General features: G+C 63.9%; 13 protein-coding genes and 2 pseudogenes. 5 read left to right on the forward strand and 10 right to left on the reverse strand.

Annotated features, from left to right (window positions below; translation table 11 throughout):
- Together B1A78_RS14385 and B1A78_RS14390 are read right to left on the reverse strand one after the other, a co-directional pair.
- Positions 1–494 (reverse strand): annotated as a pseudogene (locus tag B1A78_RS14385) (hypothetical protein); the annotation flags it as partial.
- A gap of 126 nt (positions 495–620) precedes the next feature.
- Positions 621–1,523, reverse strand: coding sequence for an SDR family NAD(P)-dependent oxidoreductase (locus tag B1A78_RS14390; RefSeq protein ID WP_077147625.1), 903 nt, complete (start codon positions 1,521–1,523; stop codon positions 621–623).
- A 199-nt stretch (positions 1,524–1,722) separates the two neighbouring features.
- On the opposite strand from B1A78_RS14390, the gene B1A78_RS14395 reads away from it, so the two are divergent.
- Positions 1,723–2,943 (forward strand): OprO/OprP family phosphate-selective porin, encoded by a 1,221-nt coding sequence (locus tag B1A78_RS14395; RefSeq protein ID WP_077147626.1) that lies wholly within the window; start codon positions 1,723–1,725, stop codon positions 2,941–2,943.
- Positions 2,944–3,158: 215 nt separating this feature from the next.
- Here B1A78_RS14395 and phoB read toward each other — a convergent pair whose 3' ends face one another.
- The 6 genes from phoB to B1A78_RS14425 form a co-directional block, all read right to left on the reverse strand.
- On the reverse strand, positions 3,159–3,854 hold the full coding sequence (gene phoB / locus B1A78_RS14400) for a phosphate regulon transcriptional regulator PhoB (protein ID WP_077147627.1): 696 nt from the start codon (positions 3,852–3,854) through the stop codon (positions 3,159–3,161).
- Positions 3,854–4,573 (reverse strand): phosphate signaling complex protein PhoU, encoded by a 720-nt coding sequence (phoU, locus tag B1A78_RS14405; RefSeq protein WP_372236884.1) that lies wholly within the window; start codon positions 4,571–4,573, stop codon positions 3,854–3,856. Before phoU ends, phoB begins: the two co-directional genes overlap by 1 nt.
- A 25-nt stretch (positions 4,574–4,598) precedes the next feature.
- Positions 4,599–5,381, reverse strand: coding sequence for a phosphate ABC transporter ATP-binding protein PstB (pstB, locus tag B1A78_RS14410; RefSeq protein ID WP_218667985.1), 783 nt, complete (start codon positions 5,379–5,381; stop codon positions 4,599–4,601).
- A gap of 16 nt (positions 5,382–5,397) precedes the next feature.
- Entirely contained in the window at positions 5,398–6,654 is a 1,257-nt protein-coding gene (gene pstA, locus B1A78_RS14415; RefSeq protein WP_077147630.1) for a phosphate ABC transporter permease PstA, read from the reverse strand.
- Positions 6,647–8,023 (reverse strand): phosphate ABC transporter permease subunit PstC, encoded by a 1,377-nt coding sequence (pstC, locus tag B1A78_RS14420; protein WP_077147631.1) that lies wholly within the window; start codon positions 8,021–8,023, stop codon positions 6,647–6,649. The genes pstA and pstC overlap by 8 nt, the downstream gene beginning before the upstream one ends.
- Positions 8,024–8,259: 236 nt before the next feature.
- The gene (locus B1A78_RS14425) at positions 8,260–9,309 is read right to left on the reverse strand and encodes a substrate-binding domain-containing protein (protein ID WP_077147632.1); all 1,050 of its coding nucleotides are present in this window, start codon (positions 9,307–9,309) and stop codon (positions 8,260–8,262) included.
- 582 nt (positions 9,310–9,891) lie between these two features.
- Between B1A78_RS14425 and B1A78_RS14435 the strand changes: the two genes are divergently transcribed.
- Positions 9,892–10,203 carry a putative quinol monooxygenase gene (locus B1A78_RS14435; RefSeq protein ID WP_077147634.1) on the forward strand — a complete coding sequence of 104 codons (312 nt, stop codon included), beginning with the start codon at positions 9,892–9,894 and terminating at the stop codon, positions 10,201–10,203.
- Between the two features lie 639 nt (positions 10,204–10,842).
- Positions 10,843–11,397, forward strand: coding sequence for a hypothetical protein (locus B1A78_RS14440; RefSeq protein WP_077147635.1), 555 nt, complete (start codon positions 10,843–10,845; stop codon positions 11,395–11,397).
- Between the two features lie 35 nt (positions 11,398–11,432).
- Here the strand turns inward: B1A78_RS14440 and B1A78_RS14445 are convergent, their stop codons facing one another.
- Both B1A78_RS14445 and uvrA read right to left on the reverse strand, forming a co-directional pair.
- Positions 11,433–11,642 carry a cold-shock protein gene (locus B1A78_RS14445; RefSeq protein ID WP_077147636.1) on the reverse strand — a complete coding sequence of 70 codons (210 nt, stop codon included), beginning with the start codon at positions 11,640–11,642 and terminating at the stop codon, positions 11,433–11,435.
- Between the two features lie 169 nt (positions 11,643–11,811).
- A complete protein-coding gene (uvrA, locus tag B1A78_RS14450) occupies positions 11,812–14,712 on the reverse strand; it encodes an excinuclease ABC subunit UvrA (RefSeq protein ID WP_077147637.1) in 2,901 nt (966 codons plus the stop codon).
- A gap of 167 nt (positions 14,713–14,879) precedes the next feature.
- On the opposite strand from uvrA, the gene B1A78_RS14455 reads away from it, so the two are divergent.
- Together B1A78_RS14455 and B1A78_RS14460 are read left to right on the forward strand one after the other, a co-directional pair.
- Entirely contained in the window at positions 14,880–16,142 is a 1,263-nt protein-coding gene (locus tag B1A78_RS14455) for a hypothetical protein (protein WP_144037841.1), read from the forward strand.
- A 322-nt stretch (positions 16,143–16,464) separates the two neighbouring features.
- A pseudogene (locus tag B1A78_RS14460) lies at positions 16,465–17,041 on the forward strand (M13 family metallopeptidase N-terminal domain-containing protein); the annotation flags it as partial.

Raw genomic sequence — 17,041 nt, forward strand, 5'->3', positions numbered from 1 at the left:
ACGGTGATCGGCACCATGAAGCGCTTCCAGTGGAACCAGGTCGCGGTCGCGGTGACCAGCGCCATGCCCGCGGCGACGACCGCCATCATCGTCTCGTTCGGATGGTTGCCGAAGATCGCTTCGCCATGTTTGATCAGGAAACCGACCATCGCCCCGAACACGCCCGCCGCAAAGGCGAGGACGAGAACGATGCTGGGAAGCGCCATGCGGCGCTGGCGGGTGAAATATTCGGCGAGGCCCCAGGCGGTCGCGGCGACGCCGATGCCGGCGAGGGCGGGATGGATCGACTGGCCGATCCAGCCCACCGCGACGAGCAGGATCACCGCGGCGATGCTGACGAAGATGTCGTTGAAACCGGTGATGAGGCGGAATGATTCCTCATCCGCTCCGGGAGCGGCGCGCACCGACGCGATATGGGCGCGGAAGGCCGCCACGGCCTCCGGCGTCATCACCTTTGCGTCGACCGCGGCTTGCAGGTCGCTTTCGCTATACATTGGGGTCGTCCTTCTGTCCGATCCCCTTGCCCCGCGACGCTTATGGCATACGCGTATTGCTGTGTCAATACACTATGGCGCCGGCGGCGATCGCCATCCCGGCGCGTGCCGGGATGGCGGAACGCATCAGCCGAGCGCCTGCAATGCCTTCATCACGATCATCGACTGTTCGCTGCCCGACTGCGGGACGATCTCGCCGGTGCGGTCGATGATCTTTTCCCACGCCGCGGCGACACCCTCGGGGGTGCGCTCGTCCTCGGGCAGCGCGACGCCGGGGGTCGCGGTGACATAGGCGGCGTGATAGGCGCCAGCGCCCGCACCGATGATCATGTTGGTCGGCGCATCCTCGCTGACGAGGTAGAGCGCGGCGGGGACGACATTCTCCGGTGTGAACTTCTCGAACAGCTCGGCGGGGAAGATATCCTCGGTCATGCGCGTGCCCGCGACCGGCGCGATCGTGTTGCAACGGACGTTATATTTCGCGCCTTCGAGGTGCAGCGTCTTGGTCAGCCCGGCGAGGCCCAGCTTCGCCGCGCCATAATTCGCCTGGCCGAAATTGCCATAGAGGCCGGTCGACGAGGCGGTCATCAGGATGCGGCCATAGGCCTGCTCGCGCATCAAGTCCCAGCATGCCTTGGTGACATTGGCGCTGCCGCTGACATGCACCTTCAGCACCAGGTCGAAATCGGCGGGTTCCATCTTGGCGAAGCTCTTGTCGCGCAGGATGCCGGCATTGTTGATCAGGACATGGACGCCGCCCCATTCTTCCTTGGCCTTGGCGACCATTTCGACCATCTGCTCATATTCGGTGACGCTGCCGCCGTTCGACATCGCGGTGCCGCCCTCGGCGCGGATTTCCTCGACGACCTGCAGCGCGGCGTCCGAATGGCCCGTCCCGTCGCGCGAACCGCCCAGGTCGTTGACCACGACCTTGGCGCCGCGGCGCGCGAGCTCGAGGGCATAGGCGCGGCCAAGCCCGCCGCCGGCACCGGTCACAATAGCCACGCGGCCGTCAAATTTGATCGTCATGATGATCTCCCGAAAGGGCAATTCGATAGGTTGCCCGAAAAAACTGGCCCGTCCTTAGCCGTTCGCCGCATACAGGCAAGGGGTGATCGGAAAAGGACCGGCTGCAATGAAAATGTCATGCAAATGACGTGCAACTGTCACAGACTCGTCATAACAGCGCCGCGAGATTGTCACCCTTACGCAATGGAGCAATTCCCCGATGCGCCACATCCTGCTTGCCACCGCCGCCTTTGTCCTGCCGGTCGCAACGCCCGCTTTCGCCGCCGAAACCGCGCAGGGACCCGAAAACAAGGCACCCCCGGCCGCCGAGGCCAAGGAAGAAAAGGCGCCCGAGAAGAAGTCCGAATGGGAGTTCAAGCCGCGCTGGCGCCTGCAATATGATTTCGCCAATGTCAGCGGCCCGGCGGGACTGGCCGGCACGGGCAATTCGGAAGAAATCCGGCGCGCCCAGCTCGGCGTCGATATCAAGATGCCGGGCGGCTTTTCGGCGCGCGTCGAGGGGGAGTTCACCGCCGATCCGATCGAATTCGTCGACGCCTATGTCGCGTGGAACGGCGACGGCATCAATGTCACCGCGGGGCAGCAGAAATTCTTCTCGCCGCTCGACGACATGACGAGCGACCTCAATACCAGCTTCACCGAACGCGCCGCGCTCGTCACCGCGTTCAACTTCTCGCGGCGCACCGGATTGTCGGCGGGCTATGCCAAGGGTGATTTCCAGATCAACGCCGGCGTCGCCACCGATCCGCTGATCCAGCTCGACGATGTAAAGGACAACAGCATCACGGTCGATATGCGCGCGGTCTGGATGCCGACGCTCGGCAAGACCAAGCTTCATCTCGGGGCGGCCTATCACTGGAAGCATCGCAAGGATTCGGAACTTGTACCCGTGCGTTATCGCCAGCGCCCGCTCGTCCATTCGACCGAGACCCGTTATATCGCGACCCCCGGCCTGTTCGCCGAGCGCGAGCAGACCTATGGCGTCGAGGCCGCCGCGGTGAACGGCCCGTTCCATTTCGCAAGCGAAGCCTATTGGCAGCATGCCAGCCGCGACGGCGCGAGCGACCCGACCTTCTTTGGTGCCTATGCCGAGGTCGGTTTCTTCCTGACGAAGGGCGACAGCCGCCCGCTGAAGGGCGGGCAGTTCGGCGCGATCAAGCCGAAGAAGCCGCTCGGCGACGGCGGGATCGGCGCGGTGCAGGTCAACGCGCGCTACGACTATCTCGACCTCAACGATGCGGGGATCACCGGCGGCACGCAAAAGGGCTATATGGCGTCGATCGTCTGGTCGCCGACCAGCTGGATGCGCCTGATGGCCGAATATGCGCGGCTGAATTATCGCGACGCCGCCATCGCCGTCGCGGGCGACCGCGACTATGGCGTCGATGTCGTTGGGGCGCGGGTGCAGTTTACTTACTGAGCTGGGGTCGCGGCCCCTCGAAGGCGAAGGCCGTTTTTAGGTGAGACGCGGCCGTCGATCTCCCCTCCCGCTTGCGGGAGGGGTCGGGGGAGGGCCTGTAGCGTCGCCTAAACCCTCCCCGCTGCGACTAGGGCGCAAGCGCCCAAGTCTCGCTGCCCCTCCCGCAAGCGGAAGGGGATATCAGCGCATCACTCAACGGCAGACAACGCTCGGAATCACCCCTTGCCGGCATCCAGCGCATAGCCCGCCGAGCGCACGGTGCGGATGATGTCCGCGGTGCCGGGCAGGTTGATCGCCTTGCGCAGGCGGCGGATATGCACGTCGACGGTGCGCAGTTCGATGTCGCTGTCCTGGCCCCACACGCTGTCGAGCAATTGCCCGCGCGAGAAGACGCGGCCCGGATGCTCCATGAAATGGCGCAGCAGGCGGAACTCGGTCGGACCCATGTTCACGATATGCCCGCCGCGCACGACCTTGTGCGCGACCGAGTCGAGCTCGATGTCGGCATAGGCAAGCATCTCGCCCGCGAGTGCAGGGCGCAGGCGGCGCAGCACCGCCTGGACGCGCGCGACCAGTTCGCGCGGGCTGAACGGCTTGGTGACATAATCGTCGGCGCCGGTTTCCAGCCCGCGGATGCGGTCCTCTTCCTCGCCGCGCGCGGTGAGCATGATGATCGGGACATTCGCCGATTTCGGGTTGCGGCGCAGGCGGCGGCATACCTCGATCCCGGGCAGGCTTTCGATCATCCAGTCGAGCAGGACGATGTCGGGCACGCGCTCGTCGACCAGCACGAGCGCCTGCTCGCCGTCGGGGGTCTGGCGCACCGAAAAGCCTTCGCGGGCGAAGTGCCACACGATCAGTTCGGCGATCGCTTCGTCATCTTCGATGAGAAGCAGGTCGGGCTGCGGCATCAGCCTTGCTCCTGTTCCGCGGCGCCGTCTTCGGGCTGCTCGCCGCGCTCGCGCTCCTCCATCCGGCCGCCGGTTACGACATAATAGACCATCTCGGCGATGTTGGTCGCATGGTCGCCCATGCGCTCGAGGTTCTTGGCGACGAACAGCAAATGCGCGCTTTCCGAAATCAGCTTCGGATTTTCCATCATGAAGGTCACGAGCGTGCGGAAGATGCTGTTATAGAAATCGTCGACATTCTTGTCGCGCACCGTGACCCGCACCGCGAGGTCGGCGTCGCGCGCCGCGAAGCTGTCGAGCGCGTCGTGGATCAGCTCGACGACGATGTTCGACATCGACATCAGGAGCGGGATCGCCTCGATCGACCGCGTCTGGTCCATCAGCGCGACGCGCTTGGCGATATTCTTGGCATAATCGCCGATGCGTTCGACGACCGAGACGATCTTCAGCGCCGCGATCATCTCGCGCAGGTCGTCGGCCATCGGCGCCCTGAGGGCGATCGTCTGGACCGCGAGTTGTTCGACTTCGGCCTCGAGCGCGTCGATCTTCTTGTCGTCGCGCACGACCTGCGCAGCGAGGTCGAGGTCGCCCTTGTTGAGCGCGGTCATCGCCTGGAGCAGCGCCTGTTCGGCGCGGCCGCCCATTTCGCTGATCAGGCCGCGGAGGCGGTTCAGGTCCTCGTCGAAGGCCTTGACCGTATGATCATTCACAATTGCCATCGTTCAGTCCTTGTTCGGCCGGGGCTTAACCGTAGCGGCCGGTGATATAGTCCTTGGTGCGTTCCTGCTTCGGGTTGGTGAAGATGTCGGTGGTCTTGCCATATTCGACCAGCGTCCCGAGGTGGAAGAAAGCCGTGCGCTGCGACACGCGGGCCGCCTGCTGCATGTTATGCGTGACGATCACGATCGCGAACTTGCCGCGCAATTCGTGGATCAGTTCCTCGATCTTCGCGGTGGCGATCGGGTCGAGCGCCGAACAGGGCTCGTCCATCAGCACGACTTCGGGGTCGACCGCGATCGCGCGCGCGATGCACAGGCGCTGCTGCTGGCCGCCCGACAGCGCGGTGCCGCTTTCGGCGAGCCGGTCCTTGACCTCGTCCCACAGGCCGGCGCGGGTCAGCGCCTTTTCGACGATGCCGTCGAGGTCCGACTTGTTCGGCGCGAGGCCGTGGATGCGCGGGCCATAGGCGACATTGTCATAGATCGACTTGGGGAAGGGGTTCGGTTTCTGGAACACCATGCCGACGCGCGCGCGCAGCTGCACCACGTCCATCGACGGGGCATAGATGTCCTCGCCGTCGAGTTCGATCCGCCCGGTCACCTTGGCGCCGGCGACGGTGTCGTTCATGCGGTTCAGCGAGCGCAGAAAGGTCGACTTGCCGCAGCCCGACGGGCCGATGAAGGCGGTGACGAGGTCGGTGCCGACGTCGATCGACACATCGTTGATCGCCTGCTTTTCCCCGTAAAAGACGTTCACGCCCTTGGCGGTCATCTTGGGGTCGGTAATGGTCAGGTCTTCTTGGGTCATGATCATGTCTTCAGCTTCACCAGCGTTTTTCGAACTTGTTGCGGAGATAAATGGCGAGCGCGTTCATCGACAGCAAGACGATGAGCAGCACGATGATCGCGGCGGAGGTCTTTTCGACGAAGCCGCGGTCGACCTCGTCCGACCAGAGGAAGATTTGCATCGGCAGCACCGTCGCGGGCGAACAGATGCCGCTCGGCACGTCGCCGATGAAGGCGCGCATGCCGATCAGCAGCAGCGGCGCGGTTTCGCCGAGCGCACGCGCCATGCCGATGATCGTGCCGGTCAGGATGCCGGGCAGCGCGAGCGGCAGGACATGGTGGAACACCACCTGCACCGGGCTGGCGCCGACGCCGAGCGCGGCGTCGCGGATCGAGGGCGGGACCGACTTGATCGCGTTGCGGCTGGCGATGACGATCACCGGCATCGTCATCAGCGCGAGCGTCAAGCCGCCGACGAGCGCGCTCGCCTGGCAGATGCCGAACCAGTTGATGAACACCGCGAGCGCGAGCAGGCCGAAGATGATCGAGGGCACCGCCGCGAGATTGTTGATCGACACCTCGATCAGGTCGGTCCAGCGGTTCTTGGGCGCATATTCTTCCAGATAGAGCGCGGCGAGCACCCCGGTCGGGAAGGCGATCAGGAAGGCGATCAGGATCGTCAGCACCGACCCCTTGAGCGCACCCCAGATGCCCGCGACCGCGGGGTCGGTGGCGTCGGCGTTCTTGAAGAAGGGCGAATGGATGCCCGTCGACAGCTTGCCGTCGCGTTCGAGCGCCTCGACCTTCGCGCCGAGGTCGCCCTTGGCGCCTTCCTTGGCGGCGATGTCGACCTCGGACGAGGTCGGGAGGTGGAAGACGGTCTTGCCCTGCAGCAGTTCGGGATCGTCCTTGATCGCGCTGCGCACTTCCTTCCACGCATTTTCGCTGATCATCGCCGACCCGCCGTCGCCCAGCGCCTCGTCGGCGGCAAAGGCGACGATGTCGGCGAGGCCGGCATTGGCGATCACCTGGTCGGCATCGGGGTCCGACAATCGCGCGGCGTCGACCGTCAGCGGCATCGCCTTGAAGTCGACCGGCACTTCGACATTGGTGTAGGTGAAGCCGCGCAGGCCGTTGCCGACCATCGTGAACAGCAGGAAGGCGAGGAACAGGCCCGAGAGCAGCACCGCCGCCAGCCCGAACAGCCGGAAACGGCGTTCGGCGGCATAGCGCTTGGCGATGCGGCTCTGCATCGCGCCGCCCTTCCAGTCGGTGGGGGAGGTCATGTCACTCATAAGCTTCGCGATACTTTTTGACGATGCGCAGCGCGACGATGTTCAGGAGCAAGGTCACGACGAAGAGCACGAGGCCGAGCGCAAAGGCGGCGAGCGTCTTGGCGCTGTCGAATTCCTGGTCGCCGGTCAGCAGCTTGACGATCTGCGCGGTCACCGTGGTGACGCTGGCAAAGGGATTGGCGGTCATGTTCGCGGACAGGCCCGCGGCCATGACGACGATCATCGTCTCGCCGATCGCGCGGCTGACCGCGAGCAATATGCCGCCCATCACGCCGGGCAGCGCGGCAGGGATCAGCACCTGGCGGATCGTCTCGTTTGGCGTCGCGCCCAGCGCGAGCGATCCGTCGCGCATCGCCTGCGGCACCGCGTTGATGCTGTCGTCGGCCATCGACGAGACGAAGGGGATGATCATCACGCCCATCACGATGCCCGCGGCGAGCGCGCTTTCGGTCGAGGCGTTGGGGATGCCGATCGCCACCGCGAATTCGCGCAAAGCAGGAGCAACCGTCAGCGCGGCGAAATAGCCGTAAACGACGGTCGGCACGCCCGCGAGGATCTCGAGGCACGGCTTCACCCATTTGCGCACGCGCGGGTTGGCATATTGGGTCAGGTACACCGCGCTCATCATGCCAATGGGAATGGCGACGATCATCGCGATGATCGCGCCGATCAGGATGGTGCCCCAGAACAGCGGGATGCCGCCGAAGGTGTCGGGCTGCGGCGCGCCGCTCGTCGGCGCCCACTGCGTGCCGAACAGCAATTCGGTCGGCGAGACGAGGCGGAAGAAACGGATCGATTCGAACAAGAGCGACAGCACGATGCCGAAGGTCGTCAGGATCGCGACGAGCGACGCCAGCAGCAACAGCAGCATGACGATCTTCTCGACCCGCGTCCGCGCGCGGAAATCGGGCTTGATGCGCGTGAAGGCGTAAAGCCCGCCCGCGAGCGCCAGCGCGAGCATCGCGGCGATGCCGATCCACGCATAACGGTGCGTCGCGTCGGCATAGGGTTTGACCAGCGGCGTCGCGGCGGCAATGCGCACCGCTTCCTGCTTGCCCTGCGCGACGTTGCGCGCGTCGGACAGGATCGCGCCGCGCTCGAAGCCAAAGGCGGGCAGCTCCTTTGCCGCCTCGCTCGCCAGCACCTCGTTGGTGATCAGCCCCGGCGACACCGCGCTCCACACGGCGAGGAACAGCGCGGCGGGGGCGAAGAGCCACAGCGCGACATACCAGCCATGATATTGCGGGCGCGAGTGCAGCTTGGCCTGCGCGCGTCCCGCGAGCAGGTTCGACCGCGCACGACCGGCAATCCAGCCGATCAGGGCTAACCCTGCGATCAGGAGCAGCAAGGCGGCGGCGTTGAAAGTCACGATGTCCCCGTTATCATCTGGCCCGCCGCGACCCAAAGCGGGCGGGCGTGGCAATTTGATGACTATAAACCAACTTCCGTTCGCCCTGAGCTTGTCGAAGGGCCGTTCTTTCTGTCGCACGTCGCCAGAAGGAAGGACAGTGCTTCGACAAGCTCAGCACGAGCGGGGAAGGAAGAAGAAAAAGGCGGCGGCCGGGAAGGGGATGAGGCCCATCCCCGGCCGCCTGCGGGAGAGTCTTATTTCAGCTCGGCGCCGTTCAGCACGGTCATACCCTTGGCATTCGCGGCGGCGGTCGCGGCGATGTCCTTGGGCGACACGATCAGGCCCTTGGCGCCCAGATAACCGCCTTCGCCCGAACCCTTCAGGAATTCGGCGACATATTCGGCCAGGCCGGGGATGACGCCGACATGCTTCTTCTTCACATAGATGAACAGCGGGCGCGAACCCGGATAGCTGCCGTCGGCGATCGCGGCATAGGTGGGGGCGACGCCCTGCACCGGCACTGCCTTGATCTTGTCCTTGTTGGCGTCGAGATAGCTGAAGCCGAAGATGCCGAGGCTGGTCGGGTTCTTGTCGAGCTTCGAGATGATCAAATTATCATTCTCGCCCTGCTCGACATAGAAGGGCGCGCCGCGCAGCGCGGTGCAGACCGCCTCATGCTTGTCCTTGTCGCTGTCCTTCAGCGCCTTCATCTCGGCATTGGCGTCGCAGCCCTTGCCCAGGATCAGCTCCTTGAACGCATCATAGGTACCGCTGGTCGACGGCGGGCCAAAGACCGAGATCGCGACCGCGGGCAGCGCCGGGTTGACGTCCTTCCAGGTCTTGGCGGTGTTCGGCTTGCCGTAAGGATTGGCGGCCAGCGCCTTATAGACATCTTCTTCGGACAGCTTGAAGCCGGGGCCGCGCGACGCTTCGCCCAGCGCGATGCCGTCGATGCCGATCTGGATTTCGACGATCTCGGTCACGCCATTCTTGGCGCAGGTGTCGAATTCCTTCTTCTTGATGCGGCGCGAGGCGTTCGCGATGTCGGGGGTGTCGCCGCCGACGCCCGAGCAGAAACGCTCGAAGCCGCCGCCGGTGCCGGTGCTGTCGATCTTCGGCGTCTTGTTGCCGGTCGCCTCGGCGAATTTCTCGCCGACGGTGGTGGCAAAGGGATAGACGGTCGACGAGCCGACGGCGCTGATATAATCGCGCGCCGCGCCGCCCGAGGACGCCTGGTCCTGGCACGCGGAAAGCGCCAGCGCGATGGTCGCGGCGCCGGCGATGAGGGCGAAATTCTTGGCCATGAAATGATCCTGTCGGGGGTCGCTAACGGAGCGAACCACCACCCCCGCGGCGACTCGCTGAGTGGCCAATGGGGGTTTTGTGTGACGTATTTGTGACAGGGATTGTCATGGAAGTGTCATGACAAGCGCGTTGGGGCGTCTTTGTTCGTCGGCTTGCAATCGGCGCGCGAAGCCTTTAAGAACATAAAGGGAACAGATGGGGTGTATGTGGCGGTATTGGGAGTTAAAGATGGCCCTTCGAGGTGCGCAGTTCCGCCTGCTTTTGGCCCGCCTTATAGACAATATGTTGCAGCGCGCCCTTAGTAGGCATAGTCAGGCGACGGAACATACGATTGATTCGGAGGGGTCGACGTCGGTTTGGGGGAGGGGCTCGATGCTACAAACGGACGATGTTCGCTATATGGTTACGCTGTCTCAGATCGACGAACAAAGAGCTAGCCAGACGCTTGACGAGTTGATCGACTTGGTCGCCGATCTTCTTCCTGTGAATGAGCATGTCTAATGCAATACAATCGCGACCGCGTCGACAAATACGTAGAGCAATACGTCGACGCCCTATCGTGATGATGATACGCGTCGCTCATGATCCTAATCACCGGCCACGTCATCCTCACCCCCGAGCATCGCGAGCGCATGATCGCGCTCGGCGCCGAGCATAGTGAGCGGTCGCGCGGCGAGCCGGGGTGTCTGGCCCACAACTGCCACGTCGATGTCGAAAACCCCGACCGGCTGATGTTCGTCGAGGAGTGGGAGAGCATCGACGCGGTGCGCACCCATTTCGCGGTCCCCGCGTCGGGCGCCTTCGTCGCCGAAATGCGCGCGCTGTCGCCGCAGCCGCCCGCGATCCGCATCTATGCCGCCGAGGATATGACCGCGAAGCTGATGGGGGCTTAGGAAGAAATATCTCACGCAAAGGCGCAAAGGCGCCAAAGGGGGTGCGTGCGGTTTCCCGCGTCGTGTTCGCCTGCTGAGGGCTTCAAAATCTCACACAAAGACACGAAGAGGGTCGGTTTTGGCGCGGACGGCCGATTGCCGAACGACCGCCGGCTTGATTCAATGCCGGACAAAGTCCGGCCATAAGTCCCGGTCGCCCGATCGACACGCCACAGCGGCGCCACAGGCTGCCCTCTTTGTGTCTTTGTGTGAGATAATCCTTCTTCTTCCTTCTTGGTGCCTTTGCGCCTTCGCGTGAGATAATCATTTCCCCAGCCATCCAGCCATCCCGCCTTCTCAAGCGGGGCTCAAAGGGGAGCGATGCCCGTTCCCGGCGGGGCCGGGGAGCCGCCGTGACGAAATGAGGAAGCGCTGCCGCAAAAACGCTTTCCTACATTATGCCGCTGTGCCAGCGTTGCGTGTGGCTGGGGCATTTCATCGACAAACGGGCGGCCGCCCTCAGGGCGGATTGGTGCGGCGCATGCGCGGGCAGCGCGTCGCGAGGGGCGACACAGAAGGGGTACGTGGCGTGACCTTTGTGACCTTTCGATTGTCGACGCGCGTCGGCGCGGCCGGCGGCGGCGCGAATCGCGGGGGCCTATGAGCGGGTTCGAATTCGTCTTTTCGCTGTTCGGGCTGATCCTCGGCCTCGCGCTCGCCGAGGGACTGGGCGGGCTGGCGCGCGCGCTCAAGGCCAGCCACCGCGTGCGCATCGGCTGGCCGACCGCGCTGCTCGGGCTGTTCGTGTCGTGCGACGTCGTCACCTTCTGGATGTACGGCTGGGCGGTGCGCGACCTCGTCCCGATCAGCTGGCCCGTGCTGTTCGGCGGCTTCCTCGTCACCGCGCTCTATTTCATCGCCGCCAGCCTGGTATTCCCCGACGATGCCGAGGCGTGGGATGACCTCAATGCCCATTTCGACAAGCAGCGCCGCCGCGTGATCGGCGCGGTGCTGCTGTGCAATATCGCGTTGCTCGCCAGCGTCGCCTGGCTCGCGACCTTCCCCGCGTTCGACCTGCGCAACGCGGTCGTGACATGGAGCTTTTTCCCCGTCTCTGCGCTAGCGATCTGCGCGAAGGACCGGCGCGTGGTTTTGGGGTGCCTGATCTGGCTGATCGCGCTCTACCCGCTCTCGGCGGTGTGGGGCGCGGTATAGAAAAACCCCTCCCGCACGCGGGAGGGGGCTGGTTCTCAAAGCGCGACGAGGTTGACCGCGCTGGTCTTGCCCTTGCGCGGGTCGGTTTCCTCGTCGTAGCTGACCTTCTGATTGTCCTTCAGGTCGCTCAGGCCCGAGCGTTCGACCGCCGAGATATGCACGAACACGTCGCTGCCGCCGCTGTCGGGGGTGATGAAGCCATAACCCTTGGTCCCGTTGAACCATTTGACTGTACCGGTCGCCATGAAATGTCTCTCCACGATAGCGTGGGCCACATGCCGACGCGTAGCCGTGCCTTGTGCCAGAAGATGACCGCATTGCCAGCGCGAAATCGGCCGGGGGTCATGTGTCGGTAACCTTGACCGGGCGCGCCGAACGCTGCCAGGCGGCACGTCAAGGGAACGGCCGCGCCCGCTACTTCGCCGCCGCCAGCATCGGCGCCAGATATTGCCCGGTATAGCTGCGCGGGTTCTTCGCGACCTGTTCGGGCGTGCCCTCGGCGACGACTTCGCCGCCCTTGACCCCGCCCTCGGGGCCCATGTCGACGATATGGTCGGCTGTCTTGATGACGTCGAGATTATGCTCGATCACGATCACGCTGTTGCCCTGTTCGACCAGCGCCTGCAGCACTTCGAGCAATTTGCGTACATCCTCGAAATGCAGCCCGGTGGTCGGCTCGTCGAGGATATAGAGCGTCTGCCCGGTCGAGCGGCGCGAGAGTTCCTTGGCGAGCTTGACGCGCTGCGCCTCGCCGCCCGACAGCGTCGTCGCCTGCTGCCCGACCTTGATATAGCCGAGCCCGACGCGGACGAGCATCGCCATCTTGTCGCGGATCGCGGGCACCGCCTTGAAGAAGTCGGCGGCATCCTCGACCGTCATGTCGAGCACGTCGGCGATGCTGTAGCCTTTGAACTTCACCTCGAGCGTTTCGCGGTTGTAGCGTTTGCCGTGGCACGTCTCGCACGTCACATAGACGTCGGGCAGGAAGTGCATCTCGATCTTGATCAGCCCGTCGCCGGTGCAGGTCTCGCAGCGCCCGCCCTTGACGTTGAAGCTGAAGCGTCCGGGCTTGTACCCGCGCGCCTGGCTTTCGGGCAGACCCGCGAACCAGTCGCGGATGACGGTGAAGGCGCCGGTGTATGTCGCGGGGTTCGATCGCGGGGTGCGGCCGATCGGCGACTGGTCGATGTCGATCACCTTGTCGCAATGTTCCAGCCCCTTCAGGCTGTCGTGCGGCCCCGCGACCATGCGCGCGCCGTTGAGGACGCGCGCCGCGCTGGCATAGAGCGTATCGATGATCAGGCTCGACTTGCCGCTGCCCGACAGGCCGGTGACGCAGGTGAAGGTGCCGAGCGGGATCTTGACCGTCACATTGTCGAGATTGTTCGCGCGCGCGCCCTTCAGCACCAGGTCGAAGCCATTGCCCTTGCGACGGTGCTTCGGGATCTCGATGCGCTTGGTGCCGTTGAGATACGCCGCGGTCAGGCTCTTGTCGCTCGCCAGCACCTCGTCGAGCGTGCCCTCGGCGACGATCTCGCCGCCGTGGAGGCCCGCGCCGGGGCCCATGTCGACGACATAATCGGCGTGGCGGATCGCGTCCTCGTCATGCTCGACGACGATCACCGTGTTGCCGAGGTCGCGGAGGCGCTTCAACGTCGCGAGCAGCCGGTCGTTGTCGCGCTGGTGGAGCCCGATGCTCGGCTCGTCGAGGACGTAGAGCACCCCCGACAGCCCCGATCCGATCTGCGAGGCGAGGCGGATGCGCTGGCTTTCGCCGCCGCTCAAGGTGCCGCTGGTGCGGTTGAGGTTGAGATAATCGAGCCCGACATTGTTGAGGAAGCCGAGCCGTTCGTTGATCTCTTTCAGGATCGCCTTGGCGATCTGGCGCTGCGTGTCGTTCAGCTTCTCCTCGAGCGTGCCGAACCATAAGAGCGCGTCGGCGACCGAGCGCTGTGCCGACAGGCTGATATTCTCGCCGGCGATCTTCACCGCGAGCGGTTCGGGGCGCAGCCGCGCGCCGTGGCACGTCTCGCACGGCTGCGGCGTCTGGTATTTCGACAGCTCCTCGCGCATCCATGCGCTCTCGGTCTGCAACATCCGGCGGTTGAGGTTGCCGATGACACCTTCGAACGCCTTGTGCGTCGTATAGCTGCGCTTGCCGTCCTTGAAGGTCAGTTCGACGGGCTTGCCGCCGGTGCCGTAGAGGATGACCAGTTGCACCTCGCCGGGCAGGTCCTGCCACGGGGTGGCGAGGTCGAAGCCATAGGCTTTGCCCAGGCTTTCAAGCACTTGCATATAATAAGGCGAGGGCGGGTTCGATTTCGCCCACGGCACGACCGCGCCCTTTTTCAGGCTCAGCGCATGGTTGGGGACGACCAGGTCGGGGTCGAACTCCTGCCGCTCGCCCAGCCCGTCGCACGCGGGACAGGCGCCCTGCGGTGCATTGAAGCTGAACAGCCGCGGTTCGATCTCGGCGATCGTAAAGCCCGACACGGGGCAGGCGAATTTCTCGGAGAAGATCAGCCGGTTCGCGGGGATGCCGGCGCCCTTCATCGCCCCGCCGGTATCCTCTTCCTCGCGGCCCGGGACGGGGCCGTCGGCGAGGTCGACATAAGCCAGCCCCTCGGCGAGCTTGAGCGCGGTCTCGAAACTGTCGGCGAGCCGCGTGCCGAGCCCTTCGCGCACCGCGATGCGATCGACCACGACCTCGATGTCATGCTTGTATTTCTTGTCGAGCGCCGGCGCCTCGCCGATTTCGTAGAATTCGCCGTCGATGCGGACGCGCGTAAAGCCGTCCTTCTGCCACTGCGCGAGTTCCTTCTTATACTCGCCCTTGCGGCCGCGCACGACGGGGGCGAGCAGATAGGCGCGCGTACCCTCGGGCAATTCCATCACGCGGTCGACCATCTGGCTGACCGTCTGCGCGCTGATCGGTTCGCCGGTGGCGGGCGAATAGGGAATGCCGACGCGCGCCCACAGCAGGCGCATATAGTCGTAGATTTCGGTCACCGTCGCGACGGTCGAGCGCGGGTTGCGGCTCGTCGTCTTCTGCTCGATGCTGATCGCCGGCGACAGCCCGTCGATATGCTCTACATCGGGCTTCTGCATCATCTCGAGGAATTGGCGCGCATAGGCCGAGAGGCTCTCGACATAGCGCCGCTGCCCCTCGGCATAGATGGTGTCAAAAGCGAGCGACGACTTGCCGCTGCCCGACAGGCCGGTGATGACGACCAGCGCATCGCGCGGCAGGTCGACGTTCACGCCCTTGAGGTTGTGTTCGCGCGCGCCGCGCACCGAAATATGGGTGAGACTCATGGGAGGCGTGTGTTCCAGATTTGTTCTTGTGGCGCAAGGGGGCGTGCGTTCGAGCGAAGATGGGGGTTAAGTAGAAATACGCAAGCGGCCTGATTTGTCGTTTTGGTCCTATACCTTTCGCCGCCGCCGGTTTCACTGGCAATGCTGATCTTGGGGGGCGATGCATTATGAACGGTAAGAGTCTGATCCGCGAGGCAGCGAAGCCTTCGCGTGTTGTGTTGCAATCAGCCGTTGCGATCGGCGCTTTGATGTCGCTCGGCGCCTGCGCGAAATTGAATTCGATTCATCGAAGCGCGTCGGTGAACGCAAGCCAGCCAGCAGTTTATGAAGAGAATTCGGACTCTTTTCAGAGAAGAGAGATAAAGCCTGAAAAGCGATCGCCTGCGGTGATCATCTCGGTCGATGCGAAGCAGCGTCATTTGTTAGTGTCTCCCAACCGTGCTTTTTCTGAATCTGGGTGGCGCATGTGTGCGGAGGCGGCGCCCGACATATTCAGTGCGTATGCCAGCAGTATTGGCGCAGACCTCGGTGTGGCAGAGACCGAGGCAAAGGGAAGTTTCAACAGCGCCATCGCCGAAACCGCAGCGACGATCGAACGCACGCAGACCGTAAACTTGCTGCGTGAATCGATGTATCGGACATGCGAGCGGTATCTTTCAGGCGCGATCAACGAAAATCAGTTTACGATCCAAGCCGCCAGAGACCAGAAGTCGATGGTGACTGTTCTTGCCATCGAGCAATTGACCGGTGCAATCCGCCCCAAGGCCACGATCATTGCTGGCCCGGCAACAATGGCCAGTCATTTCTCGGGAGAGGAAGCCGCCAAGCTGATCAGGGATAATATGAAACGCCGCGATGATGCGGAAGCCGTTCACGCCGCGAGTAAATTGGCACTCGAAAAGGGCAAGGAGGCAGGAGTTTGCGATTCCGCGTCTACGGAAGCAGAGGGTGCCAAGGATAGCAAGGCCGATCCTGAAAAGTGCCTGCTCCTCCAAACCGAGGAGGCGACAGCGAAGGCGGCGTTAAAGAAGGCCGAAGACAGTTTGGCTGAAGCGACAAATCTTGCGTCGAGCCTTATCCGTGGAGGCTCAGCATCAACGCGTGGCATTGACCCGACGACCGGGGGTGTCGGCGCGTCCGAGATCAATGGCGAAATGATAAAGGCAGTGGCTCAAGCAGTTGAAAAAATTGCGACGTCGCCGCTCATCGATGAATCGCTGATGTTCTGCATCGGTCGATTGACTTCGGGGACGTCCAAGGCCGCCCCAAGCTTTTACGAGGTGTCGGATACCAGCCAACGGGCGGAGCTCTCGATAAATTGGTATAGAGTGGAGCAGGAAATAGACGCGAGCTGCGTCGATATCATTCGTCAGGAAACCGAGAGGAAGAAGATCGAGCTGCAGGAATCGCAACGAGCATCGGCCAGCTGAATCTTTAGCCGACTGAATTTTATCGGCAAAGAGCCGGTGCACGGAACGACGACATTGCGTCGCTGAGGCGCGAAGCCTTCTCGGCCTCGATAATGGCCCGCCGGCGATCTTCTTTTATCCTGGTGACCGCAGACTGGAAGCGCTCGGTTCCCGGTGATCTGCCGGACGCTGGAAGGCTGCCGTGATCGACAATTTCCACCAACCTTCGGGAGGTTTCGACCAGCGGCCCGCCCCTCGCTTGACCCGTCGGGGACGCGGGCGGACACATATGGCTTGTTCGCCGCCCGCACGGACCGGGGTGGCGCGCGAAAGGAGCTGGGGAATGAAGACATATTTTGCAGGGGCCGCCGGCCTCGCGATCGCGGCGGCGCTTGTCGCCGCGCCGGTGCTGGCGAAGGACGAGGCGCCGAGCGCGTCGATCATGGCGAAGACGGGCGACGATGCGCCTGCGACCGACGATGCATCGCTCAAGGCGCTGACCTTCGGCAGCTGGGGCGTGGACCTGAACGCGCGCGACACGTCGGTGAAGCCGGGCGACGATTTCGACCGCTTCGCCAATGGCAGCTGGTTCGCCAGGACCGAGATTCCGGCGGACCAGGCGTCGGCGGGAGTCGATTACGATGTCTATAATTTGACCCAGCGCCAGCTGCGCCAGCTGGTCACCGGCGCGCCCGCGACGAGTCAGGTCGGGGGGCTGTACCAGAGCTTCGCCGACGAAGCGCGGGTCGAGGCGCTGGGCGCCAAGCCGCTGATGGCCGACCTCGCGCAGGTGTCCGCGATCAAGGACAAGGTCGAATTCGCCCGCTTCATGGGCGCGTCGCAGGGGACGTTCGGGATGACGATCGTCGGCGGCGGTCCCTATGCCGACACCGACGATCCGACAATGAACGTGCTTTGGC

The sequence above is a fragment of the Sphingopyxis sp. KK2 genome, assembly GCF_001990265.1.
Taxonomy (GTDB): domain Bacteria; phylum Pseudomonadota; class Alphaproteobacteria; order Sphingomonadales; family Sphingomonadaceae; genus Sphingopyxis.